This window comes from Paenibacillus algorifonticola (assembly GCF_050481745.1).
Taxonomy (GTDB): Bacteria; Bacillota; Bacilli; order Paenibacillales; family Paenibacillaceae; genus Pristimantibacillus; species Pristimantibacillus algorifonticola_A.
On sequence record NZ_JBCNGR010000003.1, the window covers coordinates 153,338 to 168,414 of the forward strand.

Below are 15,077 nucleotides of genomic sequence, written 5' to 3' on the forward strand. Positions count from 1 at the left end.
ATAGGAACGCTGTACAACGAATGAGCTTCAACGTTGTGCGGCGTTCTTTTTTGTTAGCTGGAAGCACCAACGAGGGCAACGAACGGGAAGGCTGCGGGCTCGCGCTGCAAGCTGCTTCCCAGCTCAATGAAGCAGGCGAAGGCAACGGCGGGAGCAATGCAAATGATTCGGATATGGCAAAATCCCAAAACCGAAAATTGAACAATGACTCGGCAATTCTGCCGACTGCTGCACCCTCATGAAATTCCTAATGGTCGGGGATCCAAAATGATAGTAAATATCTTACATCCGTCAGATTGACGGGTATGGGAATTGACCAGGCTTGCCCATTTACGAGTCATGAATTTCAAGGTTTGTTGTTCACTGGATGTTCAGAGCGCGGAGCTGGGAAAGCCGGAGCGTGTGCCTGCTGCGGTGTGCAGCCGTTCAGTTGGTGTTCACTTTCTCCGACATCGGGGAATTTGCGGGAGCTGCCCCGACTATTCGGGTGAGTGATTTACTCAACGGAATTTTCCGTTCAGCCATACTCAATTTGAGTACGGTTCAAAATTAGCGACATCGCTAAATTCACGTTCGGGTAGCCGTTCAGAAAAATCAAATTTGAATTGTCAGGCTCTTCGTACTCTAAACTCTATTTCAGGACTTTTTCGCGCAAAAGAGTTGGGCGCGGTCTGCTGCCTAAGCCTTCCAGAGATTTGCCCCCCCTGCCCCTATCTGGCGGAGCTGGCCTGCAAATTGCGAGGAACCTTTGCCCGGGCATGTAAAGCGACTCAGCAATTGTGCAGAGTCCTGTCAACGATTCATCAATTTGAGGAAACGATTCCCCGTTTGGGAATGCGCAGACGTCTGCGGGTATGCTGGCGGAAACACCGTATCAGTTCCACATGTGGGACTCATGGCGTACTTGGCGACGTCTCCAAGCATAGAGGCAATACGGAGATGCGATGTCGCATCTAGCAGCAGGTGACGTTTCCGTAATTATGGATTCGTCGGAATGACGCTCGCCAAAACGGGGGAACGTCAAATTGACGACTTGCATAATTCGGAGCCCGTTCCGAAAAATTGCGGAGTGAGTTACAGGCGGAACGGGACGACATCGTCCCAATTGGCGGAGGTGGACCCGGTTCAAAAGGTGCGACGTCGCACTAAATGGTACGAGATCGTACCAAATTGCTTGGAGGTCAAAAGCGGCGATGTCGTCGTATTCGCTTACTAAATTCTCAGTAAGCGATGTCGCCACTCGCAGAGGGAATCAAAACGCATATTTGCGTTGTGACCAGCTATTCCAATTGAACCCAATTCATTTAGGGAATTCAGTTCGCTTCCAGCCGGAAGGGGGAAGGATTCTATCCTTATAACGGATAGAAATTAATAGCCGTACCCACAAGTGGGCACGAAGATTCCGACATGGGCACGATTCGGTGCTATCCATCAAGCGGATAGCATGGGTCGGGGCCAACCTTGGACTGAGTACAGGCAGCGGCTTGATGCTCAATTTCCTGCTCATTCTGCTGCTCATAATCCCGATGAAATGACCGATCTGCCGCGCTGGCAATGGAAGGCCTGCTGCTCGCATTGCTGCTCACGGATCAACTTTGAGCCGCCAGATTTGGGGAGTGAGATTCAAGCGGGGTTTTACTCGTTTTTGAGTAAATGGCCGTCGGTCTATTATGCGGGACCAGGCGCGAGTGTTCTAACATGGCGATTCACAAGGTTAGGGGGATGGTCGGGCGAGCTCTACCGACATCAAAATGATTTGGGTTCGTGTAGCCTTCTGATTTAGGTAGTAAAGAGGAATTTGTTTCCTCTTGTCGAAATGTGACATGGTGGAGGTGTGGAAAAATGTTAGCGAGATTCGAATTTTATAATGCTGACGGCTTTCGAGATAGGACCCATGATGTGAACAGGGATATGGGGGCGGAAAAAATTACTGCTTTGTTCAATGCGGATATAATCAAATACCCTAAAATTCAAGGCAGTAGCAGCGTATCGTGTTATGTTACTCTGAAATCAAAAGAGGTTGATATAATGTCAGATGCTGTTTTAGTGGTTGGAGTGCAAGAAGTAAAAGTAAAATAAGATATTCTAAAGGTCGTCCACCTGGACGGCTTTTTATTTTGCTGGAATGATTAACAAATGATTTGGACATTCCGAATCGGAATGACTGGATTGCTTTATGCTGCGGCAACCGATTGCCGTTTCAGAGAGCTGGGCGCAATTATGCGCTGAGTAATGTGAATTGCTTGAATTTGTGAAGTCCTTCAAGGACAGGACAAATATTAGCACAATGCTGTAGGCTGCGGGACCTTCATTAAATTGAGGACGGTTAGACCAACGAAGTTTTGCGCTGGTTCGGGTCGCTTTTAAAATGGTAATTTACCAAATTAAAAAACCGCCCATAGTGGACGGATTGTAGTTGGGCGTTGCCCCTGGCCTTAACGCTTTCTATTGTATATTGTGCTATTTACACCAGCTCTCCAGAAGCAACCAGGGACAACAGAATTACGATTATGCACATAGGCACCAACCCCTTTGTAATAATAAGCGGGAGAACAATTGCGAGAGCGGTCGACTGAATACCTGCAAGCAGATTATTCAGAATCGGATTCTCTCTTAATTGAATCGTAAACTTGGAGAGCAGAGGATTTAAACCTCTACCTTTAACAATCAAAATAATATTTAGCTTATTACGAATGCGAGTTGATTGTCAAATAAGAACAGCAAGGCTCCATGACTCATCCCTTTGAAATTTGGGTCCTTCTGGGCTTCAAAACAAAGGTGGGTGCTGACGAGCCCAGTTTGTCGCTAGATTTATTTTGGAAAACTTACTTCCGCTTCCGCTTTTGGAGCCCGTACAGGCTTGTGTTACGGTTTCGGTCTAATGTAGGTATAAATTATCGTCCGATAATCGCAACGGCTTGAAACGGAAGCGCGGGGCTGTGCGGGTGCGGAATTCATTAAACATCGGTAATGGATTGGATTTGGTTAAAGAGGAGTTTATTTCCCGATGTCGAAATGTTTTACTGGAAGGTAAAGGGGGATAAATGAAATGAGTAGAACTACATTTTTTGAACAGTTAAACGAAGAAATAGAAGGCTCTGGTCTGAATAAAAAAATATTGAACGGCGGTTATCAAGAAGAATTCTACACTTTGTGTCGCAGCGCATATCTTGTAATTTTTAATGCAAAGATAGGCAAGAATGAGGGGCAGCTACAGTGCTTTATTGATGAGTCAACAATCGAGAATTTTTCCATTGACGTCTCTTCTTATTCAGCGTTATCAGGGGAATCCCCAGAAGATATTATGAGTGTAGTGAGGATTTTTTATATCCAGACTGCAACAGATGACGAAAGAAAAAGTCGCAGGTATGTTGATAGCGAGTTTGACGGGAAAACATTTGGGTACCGGGGAACGTACTACAATTCACTAGACGAATTTCCTAATTGGGACGATTTTGAAAAATCTGTTCTGAAAAAAATTCATTAATAATAAAGGTCGTCCATTCGGACGGCTTTTCATTTTGTTTAAAAACGATTGTTGAGCTCGCTAAAGTAGTTATCTCCGTGTATTTCTTTTAACCGCATGGTTACGTTCGAACGCGATGGAGGCAATGTGGAAGCACGTTCAGGGCTCCAGCCTTTCCGCATTCGATAAATGAACGTAGAGTATGGAATTCCGTTTTGCTCAGCTACTTGCGCCAGTTCAATAGGATATTTCCTTGCAGCTTTTCCCAAGCGCCTTGCGTGCTCGACTAACTCACTCTTTGTTCTAACTGGTTGTGTGGCCGCTTTGATTTGGCTCCAGCCTAAATATATGCGTTCCTTCATTAAGCAGTACGGGATGCCGTGTTCGTCTGCTATTTGTCTGATAGCTGATCTATTCGTATAAATACGTACTTCTTTAGTCATTGCTTGCTTTTTAGTCCATCCTAATGAGCGAATGCGTTGATTGAGATTTTCGCGATTAATGCTGTTCTTCGCAGCCTCTTCATATTCTTCTGGTGTTATGTAGTAGTCATATGGATTGAACATCTGTCTAACTCCATTCGTAAGTGCTTTTATCTTCCTAAGTAAAAAGAAAAAGCCGCAGGGATGCTTTCCCATACGGTTTGATCAGAATATAGGACTTTCTCTCATTTCGCGATAAGAAGATTTTACTTAAGGCTGTGGTTGGTGTTGACTTCGTTTTTCGATTTCATCAATGACAACTAGATGAGCGTGTGTCATCGAGTTTTTCCAATCTAAAAAGAAAAAGTGAAGGGCCACACAACCTGCAAGAATAGCTACAGCTTCATAAATTGAGGGGGAAAGATTAGTGAACTGCGGGAGCATATCTGTATTATCTGACATTAAAATTGCCAGCACCCCAAAAAAGGTCGTAATAACTAATTTTGAGTATACATCAACTACCTTTTCGACAATGCTGGTTGTACTTAACGATCTCAATGCCAAACTTATAATTTTGAATTCTGCTTCCGGCAGTCTTTCGTAAGCTAGTTGCCTTCTAAATACTGCATTATGAGCACGCACAGGAGACGAGTCAGTAGGCTTTGAAAGAGGGCGATTTATTAGCTGGTAACGATGAATAGTAAATATTAGCTCTAATATACCGTACACTATTAATATTGATACACTCAAAAACATTCTTCAAACTCCTCCTTTTCTATACTATTTATCGGTAAAAATTATAGAAAGTTGATAGACGGTGAATGTGAAATTAGGAAGAAATAACCTTCACCACTTGATGACGAATTGATGACAAAACGCTTCATCAAGCATCAAAAAAAGCCCGAAACCATCAAGTAACGGGCGGTAGAACACTATATATAGCAAGCAGTTTCAGGCAACGTCAGCCACGCTTAGGAATGAAAAAACACATCTCCCATGAATAGAGCGTCCCGAAAGGGGCGCTCGATTTTTTGCATAAATCCTTATGTATCAAGGGGTTTCGTGTATCCTCGTTTTTCGAGAACTACGAATCGACTACCAAATTATATTTCTTTACTTTAAACCACAATATAATTCAGCTCTTAATGTCATCGGAAATAGCGGCTGCGCTCAATAATTTCCTTCTATGGATTCGAATTGGGTATATACTCCCAGCATCAGTTGTCCGATATATAATATGGGGGGATTATAGATGATAGATTTTTCTAATGTGCCGAATGGCGCTGATATCATATTCGAAAAACTGCTTACTGTGCTGATTGTTATGTTCTGTTGCGGTATTGTTGGGGGGATTATATCGTGGTTTTTGCCGCGATTCTTGATGCGTCCAGTGATTGGTATATCGGTCATGGCAGGTTTGTTTAGTTACTTTAAATATTTCGATTAATTTCCATTTGGTTGTATGGGTTGTAGAAGTAAGGGGAGATAAAATGCGTAACTAATTATTGTATGTGGAGGAGTTAAAATGGAGTCTAATAATTTAATATTACTAGCTGATATGTTAGGGATTAGTCCTGATTCACCAGCTTACGATTTATTGGAAGGATCAGCAGATGCCGTTCCGTATATAGGGAAATTGTATAATGCCTATAAGATGCATAGACTCCAAGCAAGAGTCAAGAAAATTGAAAGCAGATTATTAACGATCGCATCCCTTATGATTGAAAAGAATGATGAGTTATTAAATGAATTCATACGTAAAAAAGCATTTCCATTCACTCTAAATGAATTGTTTGAGGAGCAAGAAGAAGAAAAAGTTGACCTAATTATGAATGGCCTTGAGTATACATACAAAAATAATATCAGAGATGAAAGCAGAATGATGGGTTATTTTGATGTGCTTCGAGAATTGAGGATTGATGGACTAAAACGGCTGATTAAATATAGTGAAAGATCGAGAATACAAGAGAGTAACTATCTCCCAGATGATCCAGAAGAATTGAAGCTTTACTATGAGAATGAAGGCTACACCTCTTACATAGATAATCAGTTAGAAAAACTAGGCTTGATTGATACAGGTATAAGAAGCCTTGACGATGTTGTTAATCAAGTGTTTGAACATTTGAATAAACTCATGTCTTCCAGATATAATAGTCACTTTTCAGCAAGAAGACATGAAACAAAGCTGACTTCATTCGGAAATAACTTCATTAGCTTTTTTGAACTTACAATCATGATAGAGATTCCAGCTGATTAAATGATATTCTATTAAGCTGTATTTGAGTGAGTTTAACAAGGTGAAAACTGGTGCCGAATCTGGTGCCATAAGTTAAAAATCGGCACCAGATTTAAACAACATTCGGTAACAAAGCAACTAGAATTTACTCAATAATATCAAGGGATACAGCGTTTTAACAACATTTAAAAATGAGGGCTGGGAGTCTTGACAGGGTAGGGGTCAGTGGTTCGAGCCCACTACAGATCATACAAAGAAAAATCCTGAAATCCATATAAATATGGATTTCAGGATTTTTTTGTTTTTTGTGATATGCATGTAAATGTCAGCAGAGGTTGATTACCTAGCATGCCCAAGTCTTCGCTGAATGGCAATCAGAAGGGAATCGAAGTTAGCCTCGTCATTAGATTTCAAGCCGGGACCGATCAAGGAGAAGCGAAAAATCCATACTGCCCTAATGGTAAGCCGGATAACACGAATTGTGTAGTCGATGGAGAAATGGACGTATCAGAGCAATTAGTAATTCGGTTAATATATAAGTATGTAAGAGCGCTTGTATGAGCAAGCACTCCTCAAGCTTAGCAATGATGTTTCTTTGTCCAATGCTTCTTACCGATAACAAGTAATTTTTGACCGGGTTTAATAAATATAACTTTTACCTTTTTCTTTTTGTCATTTTTGTATCCCATTCAAATCATCTCCTTCCCAACTAGTAATCTATTATATTCACGGATTAATGGAATCGATTGTGCCTTTGACATATTGGATAAAATCAGGTCATTTTGTCCCCTTATGGTCCATTCCGTATAAAAGTCTCAAAAGCTGTGCATCCTATTGATTGAATGCCGAGTGGCGGGCGATAATTGCCGCTCTCAATCCGAAGGAGGCGACCTTGAAATGAGCACGAATGAAATGACTGGCGGGGAAAGAGAACATATTGTAGCGGTGCAGAAAAATGGCGACGGTGACCTGACTAGCTTTAAAACATCATCGGGCCGTGTATTGGATTACCAGACGGCGCTGCAAGAGGTGCAGGCAGGGCAGATCGCTGGCGTGAATGCTTTCAAAGGCAGAGATGGCGAAACGTATATCCGTGGAGACGCGGACGGCGATCCTACGAACAATTTGGACCAGCTTCCGCTGTTTTAAACGGCAAGCCTGAGCTAAGTATATGCAGCAGCAAGAAGAGCCTGACGCGAAAAAACGTCAGGCTCTTTTTGTTATGGTTACTGCTCATTCCTGCGACTCGTACCTACACCGTATAAATCTCACGCTGCTGTACGAAGCGCATTTTCCCTGTATGGCCTATGTAATTTTCCATCGTATCCCCGTAATGCATGAGCCACACCTTCTCTTGAAGCGGATCTGGCAGTGTCAACAGTTCGTCGAGACATGCATGAACAACACCTGGCGAAATCAACTGGCAGTCGTGAAAAATCGTATCCACGCCGTTCTCCACAAGCTGCTCCAGCAATGCTTGGCTGAATTTCATATCTGCCGAATAGAAGAAGTGCTGATTGAAAATAAACGAATAGCTGTTTTTCCCCACAATATGCTCGGTTTGAAGCAGCTTCACCTTTAAGCCCGGATGCAGCTCATGCTCTATGCCCTCCTCCAGCCGCCTTACTTCAAAGAAATCATCAATGGATTGAAGCGGTCCTTGCGTCAGCCCGCCGCGTAGTGTCTGCTCCCACAGCGGCTCCACTAGCGAGGAGGCGATGTACAGCACGGGCTTTTTCCCGTAGAGGAACATCATCTGAAAAGCGTACTCCTCCAGCCCGCCCACATGGTCGCCATGAATATGACTGATTAGCACCGCATCCAGCTCATCGAACGATAAATTCGTCTCATGCAGCGCCTTAGGCAGCGTAATGCCGCAATCGACCAGCAGCTTGAAGCCAGGAACCTCAATTAACGCATTGTTATTATCATATTTCTTGGCAAAAGCACTCCCTGTTCCGATCATTTGTATATTCATTGGAACACCTCCGTCATAGAAATCATCTCGCTATCTCCAATGTATCAAATGAATGGCAAACTGACAAATAGAGATACCCTTTGCCGAGTACCTACATATAATGCATGAGCAAGATCCGGCAGGGAGGACAGAGCATCAATGAGCAAAGGAAAAGGTAAAAACGTTAAAAAGAAACAACCTTCAGGTGAACGGAAACAGTACCACTATAAATTGGTGCTATCCCCAGTCTGCGAAGTGTGCCCAACACCCTGTGCAAGGGGACTCGCGTATTTGGACCGAATGTCCGAGCCGGGCGCAGTTGGAAAAGGGGTTCCTTGCGTGCTCACCCGTACGTATCATTAACCGGAATATTTCCCAGGCAACCGCACATTTCTACAATTTTTTTCGCACGGGCATGCTGCTAAAACCCCTGTAAATGACCGTCTGAAAAAAGGGAGAGCACCCGCCTATGCTGGAGACAAAATATAGCGCTGGTACAGGGCTGAAAAAGTTTCTGTAACAGCGCAACTCTATTCATTTTGAAGAGTATAACCATATATCCAGACAAAGCGGATGGAGGGTACTCATCTATGAAATTCAGAAAAGTAGCGGTTTTGCTGCTGGCGCTTTTTTTATGCAGCAGTACCTTAATGATTGCGAATGCTGCATCGCAGACTGTTAAGGTTCTCCTGAATGGCAGCGAGCTTGAAGAGGGCGGCATTATGGTAGATGGCAAGACTTACCTGCCAATTCGGGAAATAGCCAATAGCCTTCAAACCATTGTCAATTGGGATGGGCAGAATAAGAAGGCAACCTTAACGAGACCGAATGTACATATTGTACTCATGCAGGATAGCAAGCTGTTTGGCAATGTAACGAAGGGCAACTCGTATACGTTCAGCGTATTGTCGCAGGTCGACAATTTAAAGACGGATATTGCCGCGGTTAAAGTATCAATATTTGATCCGTATGGCAGCGAGAAGGTCATTCAGACGCAGACCGATAAAATTACGAAGGATAACTTCTGGTATCGGACAGAAGACTTGAAGTACAATTTCGAGTATTCGGGGAAATATGCGGTGAGATTTTTCCTGAAAATGAACTCGTCAGACGATTGGACACTCGTATCAGAGAAGCTGATTTCTTCGCAATAACGGCAATGGCCCGCGTTTCTTCCAAGTGGAGGAAACACGGGCTTTTTCGAAATATAAGAAATGATTAGCTTCAAGCTTATCATTTCTTATATTTCACCCTCGAAACGGTGCTTTGCCTCCGGATGACGGCGACAGCCGTTTACACTTGTTTGACCGCTGCAATGACTCATGGTACGATACTCAGGTATGGATAATTGACTGAAATGGGGTAAAACAATGACTGAGCATAATCATGGCGCAGATTGCGGTTGCGGAGAAGACCATGAACATGAAGAAAGTGTATTTATTGTAACGGACGATGAGGGCCAAGAACGCGAAATGGTCATGGTTTATACGTTTGAATCCGAAAACAACGCTTACGCGGTATTGCTGGATCGCAATGATCCTGAAGCAGACGGCGTTATTTTCCGCATCGAGGAAGAGAACGACGAGGCTTTCCTCGTTGGTATCGAAGACGATGAAGAATGGGATCGCGTAACGAAGATTTATGAAGAAATCGCCGTTACTGAAAACGCAGCAAAAGAAGAGTAGGTTTTCCTCTCTTTACGCTGCCTTAGCATTCCATTATGCACCTTAGCTGTGCATGCAAAAGACACCTGCGTCATCAAGGGCGAATGCTCCTGGGACAGCAGGTGTCTTTTGTTCAAATATAGGAAAGGATATCCTAACGCTATCCTTTCTCTATATATCCCGGAATGAAACGCGCCGCACCGCCAAAGGACAGCGGGAGCCATTTCACCTTGAAATATAACGATGTCTAGGAAATAGCCGTTTCCTCGAAAATGACTTTAACGAATTCTACGTTGCGGTCCTCCGGACCTTTAACGGGGAGGCCAACTTCAACATGCTCGACGATGTAGTCGATATTTTTCTGGGAAATAACCTCGCCTGGAAGTAAAATAGGGATGCCAGGTGGGTAAACATAAATAAACTCGGCGATAATCCGGCCAGCTGACTCTTTGAACGGAACGACCTCGGTCTGTCCGTAAAAAGCATCGCGCGGCGAGAGCGACAGTTGGGGAATATCCGGAATTTTGACAACGAGCTCGCGAGCCTCGGCGCCTTCATGGAAGCTATCTGACAACGCACGCAGCGCCTCCAGCAATTTTTCTATCGAATCGGATGTATCACCGGGCGTAACAAGGCAAAGAATGTTATACATATCGCTCATTTCAATTTCAAGGTTGAAATGGTCACGGAGCCAGTTTTCCGTCTCATAGCCGGTAATGCCGAGATGACGAACATGAATAGCGACCTTGGTTGGGTCGAGATCAAAGGTAGCTTCTCCGCCTAATATTTCCCGTCCAAAGCAGTACAAGCCGGCAATTTCATTGATGGACTTGCGGGCATATTCGGCCAGCTCAATCGCTTGTTCAGCCAGCTTGTGGCCGTTTAGAGCCAAGTTGCGTCGCGACGTATCGAGCGAAGAGAGCAAAATATACGACGTCGACGTTGTCGTCAGCATGCTGATAATCGTCTGAATGCGGTGGGGATTAACTCGCCCGCCGCGCACGTTCAGCACGGAGCTTTGCGTCATGGAGCCGCCCAGCTTGTGAACGCTCGTCGCTGCCATATCTGCGCCGGCCTGCATAGCGGACATCGGGAGCTTTTCATTGAAATGAATGAGCACGCCATGCGCTTCATCTACCAGCACAGGGATATCGAATGTATGCACCAGATCAACGATTTCCTTCAGGTCGGCACATACGCCGTAATACGTCGGGTTGATAACAAGCACGGCTTTAGAGTCGGGATGCTTGTCCAGCGCGCGTTTGACAGCGCGTGTCGTAATGCCGTGATCAATGCCGAGATTCTCGTCACGCACGGGTGAGATAAAGATCGGACGGGCACCTGCAAAAATAATCGCCGCCATAATGGACTTATGCACATTGCGCGGGACGATGATTTTATCGCCGGGAAGGCAGACGCTCATAATCATCGTAATAATGGCACCGCTCGTGCCTTGCACGGAAAAATAAGTATAATCTGCGCCGAAAGCATCGGCTGCAAGCTTCTGGGCTTCCTCAATAACGCCGGTAGGCTGATGCAGGTCATCCAGCGGAGCTATATTTATTAAATCGATCGATAACGCGTTATCGCCGATAAATGCACGAAATTCGGCATCGCTGCCTAACCCTTTCTTATGTCCTGGAATATGAAATTGGGTTGGATTCTGTTCCGCATGGCGGCGTAATGCGCTGAAGAGCGGGGTTTTGTTATGATCCATCGCTTTCATCCCTGCCTCTCTTGTTAAAATACAAACAAGGTTGAGTATAGCAAAAACAAGTCGGAATGCAAGAAGCTTTTTTAGAAATATAGGAAAGGATATGATTTTTCCATCCTTTCTCTATATTTCTACGCGAAACGTTAGCTTTGCCGCCAGAGGACGGCGTCAGCCGTTTACGCTTGATCGCTTGCTTGCAGCAGAAATGGAGGCTCGATATTTAATGAAAGAACGAAGGAGCATAAAGCCATCAAGCGTCGTTATTTGGCGCTCTCCTTTTATTATTCAGCTGCTGATTATTATGTTTATTATTGAATTTGTAAAGGGCGCGCTGCTTATTTCCATTTTGCCAGTGTACATGGGAACGGTGCTCGGCTTATCTGCCTATGCGATTGGCTGGGCGCTGGCGCTGCAATATATTGGCGATAATTTGCTCCGCAGCCCGATTGGCTGGCTCATTGACCGTTTGGGCTACCGCTCCGTAATGCTTGCGGGTATTGTGCTGACGTTCACCTCTGTTTTGCTTGTCGCTTTCGTGCATCATACAAGCTGGATTGTGGTCGCTTGCCTGCTGCTTGGCATGGGGTCGTCCCCTTTGTGGCCTTGCGTCATTACAGGAGCAACAGAGGAGGCTGGAGAGGAAGCGAGCGGCCGGGCGATGAGTGTCGTCTATGTCGCTTGGCTGGTCGGCGTGGGTGCTGGGCCGATTGCAATTAATTTTCTGCTGTCCAGTTCGTATACGGCAGCGTTCCGCCTTATTATTGGCGGCATGATCGTCGTTGTGCTGACGACGATGTTTCTCCCCGGTCGCGGTCGCATGAAGCAGCGTTCAGGCGCAGCGGAAGAGGCTGCGGCACAGACGGATCCGCGTACAGCGAAGACAAGTGATGCTGCAAGAGAGCCGTTCAAAGTTCGGGCCAGCCGTTATTTTGCCAAGGTAGGCAAGTCGCTTCATGCCAGCAAGCTGCTGTATCCGGCAATGTTTGTGCAGAACTTCTCGCTTGGGCTGCTGACGCCGATCTTAACGCTGTTTGCGCGTTCGGTGCTACATCTGACGCCTGCCCAGTACAGCTGGTTTCTTATCGCGGGCGGCGCCATAACGGTGCTGGGGCTAATTCCGGTCGGGAAGCTTGTTGACCGGCTCGGGACAAAATGGTTTTTGCATATCGGCTTTCTCCTCGCCGCGATCTCGCTGCCGCTGCTAGGCATGACTCGTTCACTGCCGCTTGTGCTTGTTATTGTGGCGATTGTAGGCCTTGGCTATGCCTGCATTATCCCGGCATGGAATGCTTTAATTGCCCAAGCGATTCCGAAGGAGGAGCGCGGTGCAGTATGGGGCTTTTTCCTGACAATCGAAGGCTCAGGCATGGTGCTGGGTACGATTTTGTCCGGCAAGCTGTGGGATACATTCGGGCATCAGGCACCATTTTTAGTAAGCGGTGCAATGCTGCTCGTCCTATTTGTTCTCCATTTGTTCATTACCAGAAAACAGCCAGTTATGATAACATAACGTGTGGAGGGGATGAGCTTAATGGACAGACGCTTGTTAATTGTAATGGCTACCTTAATGACAACATTTATTGGCTTCGGGATTATTATCCCGGTCATGCCCGAAATTATTAAAGCAGCAGATCCGCTTGGCGCGGAGGCGCATACGGGTTTAATGCTCGCGGTGTATTCGGCCGTATCGTTTGTGCTATCGCCGGTATGGGGAAGCTTGTCTGACCGAATTGGCAGACGGCCTATCATTCTCATTGGCGTACTTGGCTTCGCTTTAAGCTTTGTCTTATTCGGCTTGTCGTCGGGCAGTTTGACGCTGATGTATTTATCCCGTGTGCTGGGAGGCTTGTTTTCCGGTGCGGTAACCTCGGTTATTGTTGCTTACGTGGCGGATATTACAACGCCTGAGGAACGCACCAAGGGCATGGGACTGGTTGGCATGTCTATCGGCCTCGGTTTTACGATTGGACCTGGCTTTGGCGGGCTGTTAAGCCTTGTGTCGCTGGAAACGCCGTTTTATGCAGCTTCTGCGCTTGCGCTGATTACATTCGTGCTCGCATGGGCCAAGCTCAAGGAGTCGCTTGCACCGGAGCAGCGCCGCAGTGGGGCAAGCCGCCGCGAGTCGCGCTGGAAAGCTTTTACCGGGCCGCTAAAATATTTATACATATTGGCTTTTTTCGTCACGTTTACGCTGGCAGGACTGGAAGCGACCTTGCAGTTTTTCGGCATGAGGCGCTTTGATGTAACGCCGCTGCAGGTGGGTATTTTATTTTTCGTCTGCGGCTTTGTCGGGGCGTTAATTCAAGGCGGTGTCGTGCGCAGAAGAATCAAAGCGGGCGAAGAGGGCAAATACATTGCGATTGGCCTAGTCATATCCAGCATCGGCTTTTTCATGCTGCTCGCTGCGCATTCGCTTTGGTGGGCCACGCTCTCCTTGGCCGTGTTTGGCATTGGCAATGCGCTCATTCGCCCTTGTGTAACGTCATTAATTACCCAGAAGACGACGGTTGGACAGGGCGTTGCTTCTGGCCTCAGCTCGTCGATGGACAGCTTGGGACGTATTGCGGGGCCGCTGGCAGGAACGTTCCTGTTCACGCTTGATCTAAGGCTTCCTTATATATCAGGGGGCATTCTATGTCTGGCAGCGCTGCTGCTGCTCATGCAATTCCGGCAAATGGATAAAAAGAAGACAGCAGCAGAGGCCTAAATATGTATGCTGTATGATGAGAAAAAATCATCACTGCTTTTGGGGCTGCCTTCGGGCAGCTCTATTTTTTTCTTGTGGGTATCGACTTTGCTAAACGCAAACGAGAAGCGACGGCGAGGAAGATCTGCATCTGAACGGCTGACGGGAGAATAAGGGGCGCGCATATCTGAGCAAACAAGCATTTGTCCCGATAAAATAGTCGCAGAATACCGGCGTTCATGCCGATGCCCCGCGACTGTTCGGTGCGTCTTCATTCATTTGCCTGCTTCGTCGGCTGAGGCACCGTAGAGGCCTGGCACCGGAATATCGAGAAGCCGGTAATAAACCCCAAGCTGAGCCCGGTGGTGAACCATATGGCTGAGTCCAAAGGTGCGAAGCGCGAGCGCCCGCGGTTGGCGCAGAATAATATGGTCGCCGCTGCGCAAGGTCCATTCCTCGCCAAGCGATTTTTCATCGCATTCGGCTAACAGCTTTTCTAGCTTGACGACGTTTGTATCGAATTCCTCCAGTACGTCTTCACGTCTTTCCAGAGCTTCCCGCCGAAACGGAATGGTCGATAGATCGAATTCTGGAGAATGGAAAATAGCCAGTTGCCAGTTCAGCAGGTTGACCAGGTGCGTAGCAAGTCCACCCAAAGTCATCGATTTCTCGTGTGGTTTCCACATCATATGCTCCTCGGGCAAGCGCTCCAGTATTCGGCGTGTTTGGGCCAGCTCATACATGGCGTCCCCGATGATCAATTTCTTCACCATAAATTAACTCTCCTCCCTTATATAGCGATAATACTATACTAACGATGTAGTGGAAAGGCTTGTTTCGGATATTTTGGATAGCAGCAATCTATACGTAGAGTCTAGTTCTTTATGCAGGAAGAAAGGGGAACGATGTTTAATTTATAAGAAAAAAATGGT

General features: G+C 46.0%; 20 protein-coding genes. 13 read left to right on the forward strand and 7 right to left on the reverse strand.

Annotation, left to right across the window (positions count from 1 at the left end):
* The first annotated feature begins 20 nt into the window (after positions 1-20).
* Both ABEW34_RS01910 and ABEW34_RS01915 read left to right on the forward strand, forming a co-directional pair.
* Positions 21-242 carry a hypothetical protein gene (locus tag ABEW34_RS01910; protein WP_430154364.1) on the forward strand — a complete coding sequence of 74 codons (222 nt, stop codon included), beginning with the start codon at positions 21-23 and terminating at the stop codon, positions 240-242.
* A 752-nt stretch (positions 243-994) separates the two neighbouring features.
* Entirely contained in the window at positions 995-1,216 is a 222-nt protein-coding gene (locus tag ABEW34_RS01915; protein WP_430154366.1) for a hypothetical protein, read from the forward strand.
* Positions 1,217-1,424: 208 nt separating this feature from the next.
* Here ABEW34_RS01915 and ABEW34_RS01920 read toward each other — a convergent pair whose 3' ends face one another.
* The gene (locus tag ABEW34_RS01920) at positions 1,425-1,586 is read right to left on the reverse strand and encodes a hypothetical protein (protein WP_430154368.1); all 162 of its coding nucleotides are present in this window, start codon (positions 1,584-1,586) and stop codon (positions 1,425-1,427) included.
* Between the two features lie 256 nt (positions 1,587-1,842).
* On the opposite strand from ABEW34_RS01920, the gene ABEW34_RS01925 reads away from it, so the two are divergent.
* Both ABEW34_RS01925 and ABEW34_RS01930 read left to right on the forward strand, forming a co-directional pair.
* Positions 1,843-2,079, forward strand: coding sequence for a hypothetical protein (locus ABEW34_RS01925; RefSeq protein ID WP_430154370.1), 237 nt, complete (start codon positions 1,843-1,845; stop codon positions 2,077-2,079).
* Positions 2,080-3,049: 970 nt separating this feature from the next.
* Positions 3,050-3,487, forward strand: a complete 438-nt coding sequence (locus ABEW34_RS01930) for a hypothetical protein (RefSeq protein WP_430154372.1) — start codon at positions 3,050-3,052, stop codon at positions 3,485-3,487.
* A gap of 38 nt (positions 3,488-3,525) precedes the next feature.
* Here ABEW34_RS01930 and ABEW34_RS01935 read toward each other — a convergent pair whose 3' ends face one another.
* Together ABEW34_RS01935 and ABEW34_RS01940 are read right to left on the reverse strand one after the other, a co-directional pair.
* Positions 3,526-4,032, reverse strand: a complete 507-nt coding sequence (locus ABEW34_RS01935; protein WP_430154374.1) for a hypothetical protein — start codon at positions 4,030-4,032, stop codon at positions 3,526-3,528.
* 126 nt (positions 4,033-4,158) lie between these two features.
* A complete protein-coding gene (locus ABEW34_RS01940; RefSeq protein ID WP_430154376.1) occupies positions 4,159-4,644 on the reverse strand; it encodes a hypothetical protein in 486 nt (161 codons plus the stop codon).
* A gap of 496 nt (positions 4,645-5,140) precedes the next feature.
* On the opposite strand from ABEW34_RS01940, the gene ABEW34_RS01945 reads away from it, so the two are divergent.
* The 4 genes from ABEW34_RS01945 (at position 5,141) to ABEW34_RS01960 (ending at position 7,273) form a co-directional block, all read left to right on the forward strand.
* Positions 5,141-5,335 carry a hypothetical protein gene (locus ABEW34_RS01945; protein ID WP_430154378.1) on the forward strand — a complete coding sequence of 65 codons (195 nt, stop codon included), beginning with the start codon at positions 5,141-5,143 and terminating at the stop codon, positions 5,333-5,335.
* Positions 5,336-5,413: 78 nt separating this feature from the next.
* Positions 5,414-6,145, forward strand: coding sequence for a hypothetical protein (locus ABEW34_RS01950; protein ID WP_430154380.1), 732 nt, complete (start codon positions 5,414-5,416; stop codon positions 6,143-6,145).
* Between the two features lie 327 nt (positions 6,146-6,472).
* Positions 6,473-6,685 (forward strand): hypothetical protein, encoded by a 213-nt coding sequence (locus tag ABEW34_RS01955; protein ID WP_430154382.1) that lies wholly within the window; start codon positions 6,473-6,475, stop codon positions 6,683-6,685.
* 351 nt (positions 6,686-7,036) lie between these two features.
* A complete protein-coding gene (locus tag ABEW34_RS01960; protein WP_430154603.1) occupies positions 7,037-7,273 on the forward strand; it encodes a DUF3892 domain-containing protein in 237 nt (78 codons plus the stop codon).
* Positions 7,274-7,376: 103 nt separating this feature from the next.
* On the opposite strand, the gene ABEW34_RS01965 is transcribed toward ABEW34_RS01960, so the two are convergent.
* Entirely contained in the window at positions 7,377-8,102 is a 726-nt protein-coding gene (locus tag ABEW34_RS01965) for an MBL fold metallo-hydrolase (protein ID WP_430154384.1), read from the reverse strand.
* A 138-nt stretch (positions 8,103-8,240) separates the two neighbouring features.
* Here ABEW34_RS01965 and ABEW34_RS01970 point away from each other — a divergent pair, with 138 nt between their 5' ends.
* From ABEW34_RS01970 to ABEW34_RS01980, 3 genes are all read left to right on the forward strand, one after another.
* The gene (locus tag ABEW34_RS01970; protein WP_081418934.1) at positions 8,241-8,444 is read left to right on the forward strand and encodes a hypothetical protein; all 204 of its coding nucleotides are present in this window, start codon (positions 8,241-8,243) and stop codon (positions 8,442-8,444) included.
* A gap of 227 nt (positions 8,445-8,671) precedes the next feature.
* Positions 8,672-9,235 carry a stalk domain-containing protein gene (locus tag ABEW34_RS01975; protein WP_430154386.1) on the forward strand — a complete coding sequence of 188 codons (564 nt, stop codon included), beginning with the start codon at positions 8,672-8,674 and terminating at the stop codon, positions 9,233-9,235.
* Positions 9,236-9,451: 216 nt separating this feature from the next.
* On the forward strand, positions 9,452-9,766 hold the full coding sequence (locus ABEW34_RS01980; RefSeq protein ID WP_056038772.1) for a DUF1292 domain-containing protein: 315 nt from the start codon (positions 9,452-9,454) through the stop codon (positions 9,764-9,766).
* Between the two features lie 226 nt (positions 9,767-9,992).
* On the opposite strand, the gene ABEW34_RS01985 is transcribed toward ABEW34_RS01980, so the two are convergent.
* Positions 9,993-11,462 (reverse strand): aminotransferase class I/II-fold pyridoxal phosphate-dependent enzyme, encoded by a 1,470-nt coding sequence (locus tag ABEW34_RS01985; RefSeq protein ID WP_430154388.1) that lies wholly within the window; start codon positions 11,460-11,462, stop codon positions 9,993-9,995.
* Positions 11,463-11,682: 220 nt separating this feature from the next.
* Between ABEW34_RS01985 and ABEW34_RS01990 the strand changes: the two genes are divergently transcribed.
* Positions 11,683-12,969: an MFS transporter gene (locus ABEW34_RS01990; RefSeq protein ID WP_430154390.1), complete on the forward strand. Its 1,287-nt coding sequence runs from the start codon at positions 11,683-11,685 to the stop codon at positions 12,967-12,969.
* Between the two features lie 21 nt (positions 12,970-12,990).
* Complete coding sequence (locus ABEW34_RS01995; protein ID WP_430154392.1) at positions 12,991-14,166, forward strand: MFS transporter; 1,176 nt, start codon at positions 12,991-12,993, stop codon at positions 14,164-14,166.
* On the opposite strand, the gene ABEW34_RS02000 is transcribed toward ABEW34_RS01995, so the two are convergent.
* On the reverse strand, positions 14,163-14,420 hold the full coding sequence (locus ABEW34_RS02000) for a hypothetical protein (RefSeq protein ID WP_430154394.1): 258 nt from the start codon (positions 14,418-14,420) through the stop codon (positions 14,163-14,165). The genes ABEW34_RS01995 and ABEW34_RS02000 overlap by 4 nt on opposite strands.
* Positions 14,421-14,918 (reverse strand): DinB family protein, encoded by a 498-nt coding sequence (locus tag ABEW34_RS02005; RefSeq protein ID WP_430154395.1) that lies wholly within the window; start codon positions 14,916-14,918, stop codon positions 14,421-14,423.
* Positions 14,919-15,077 lie beyond the last annotated feature (159 nt).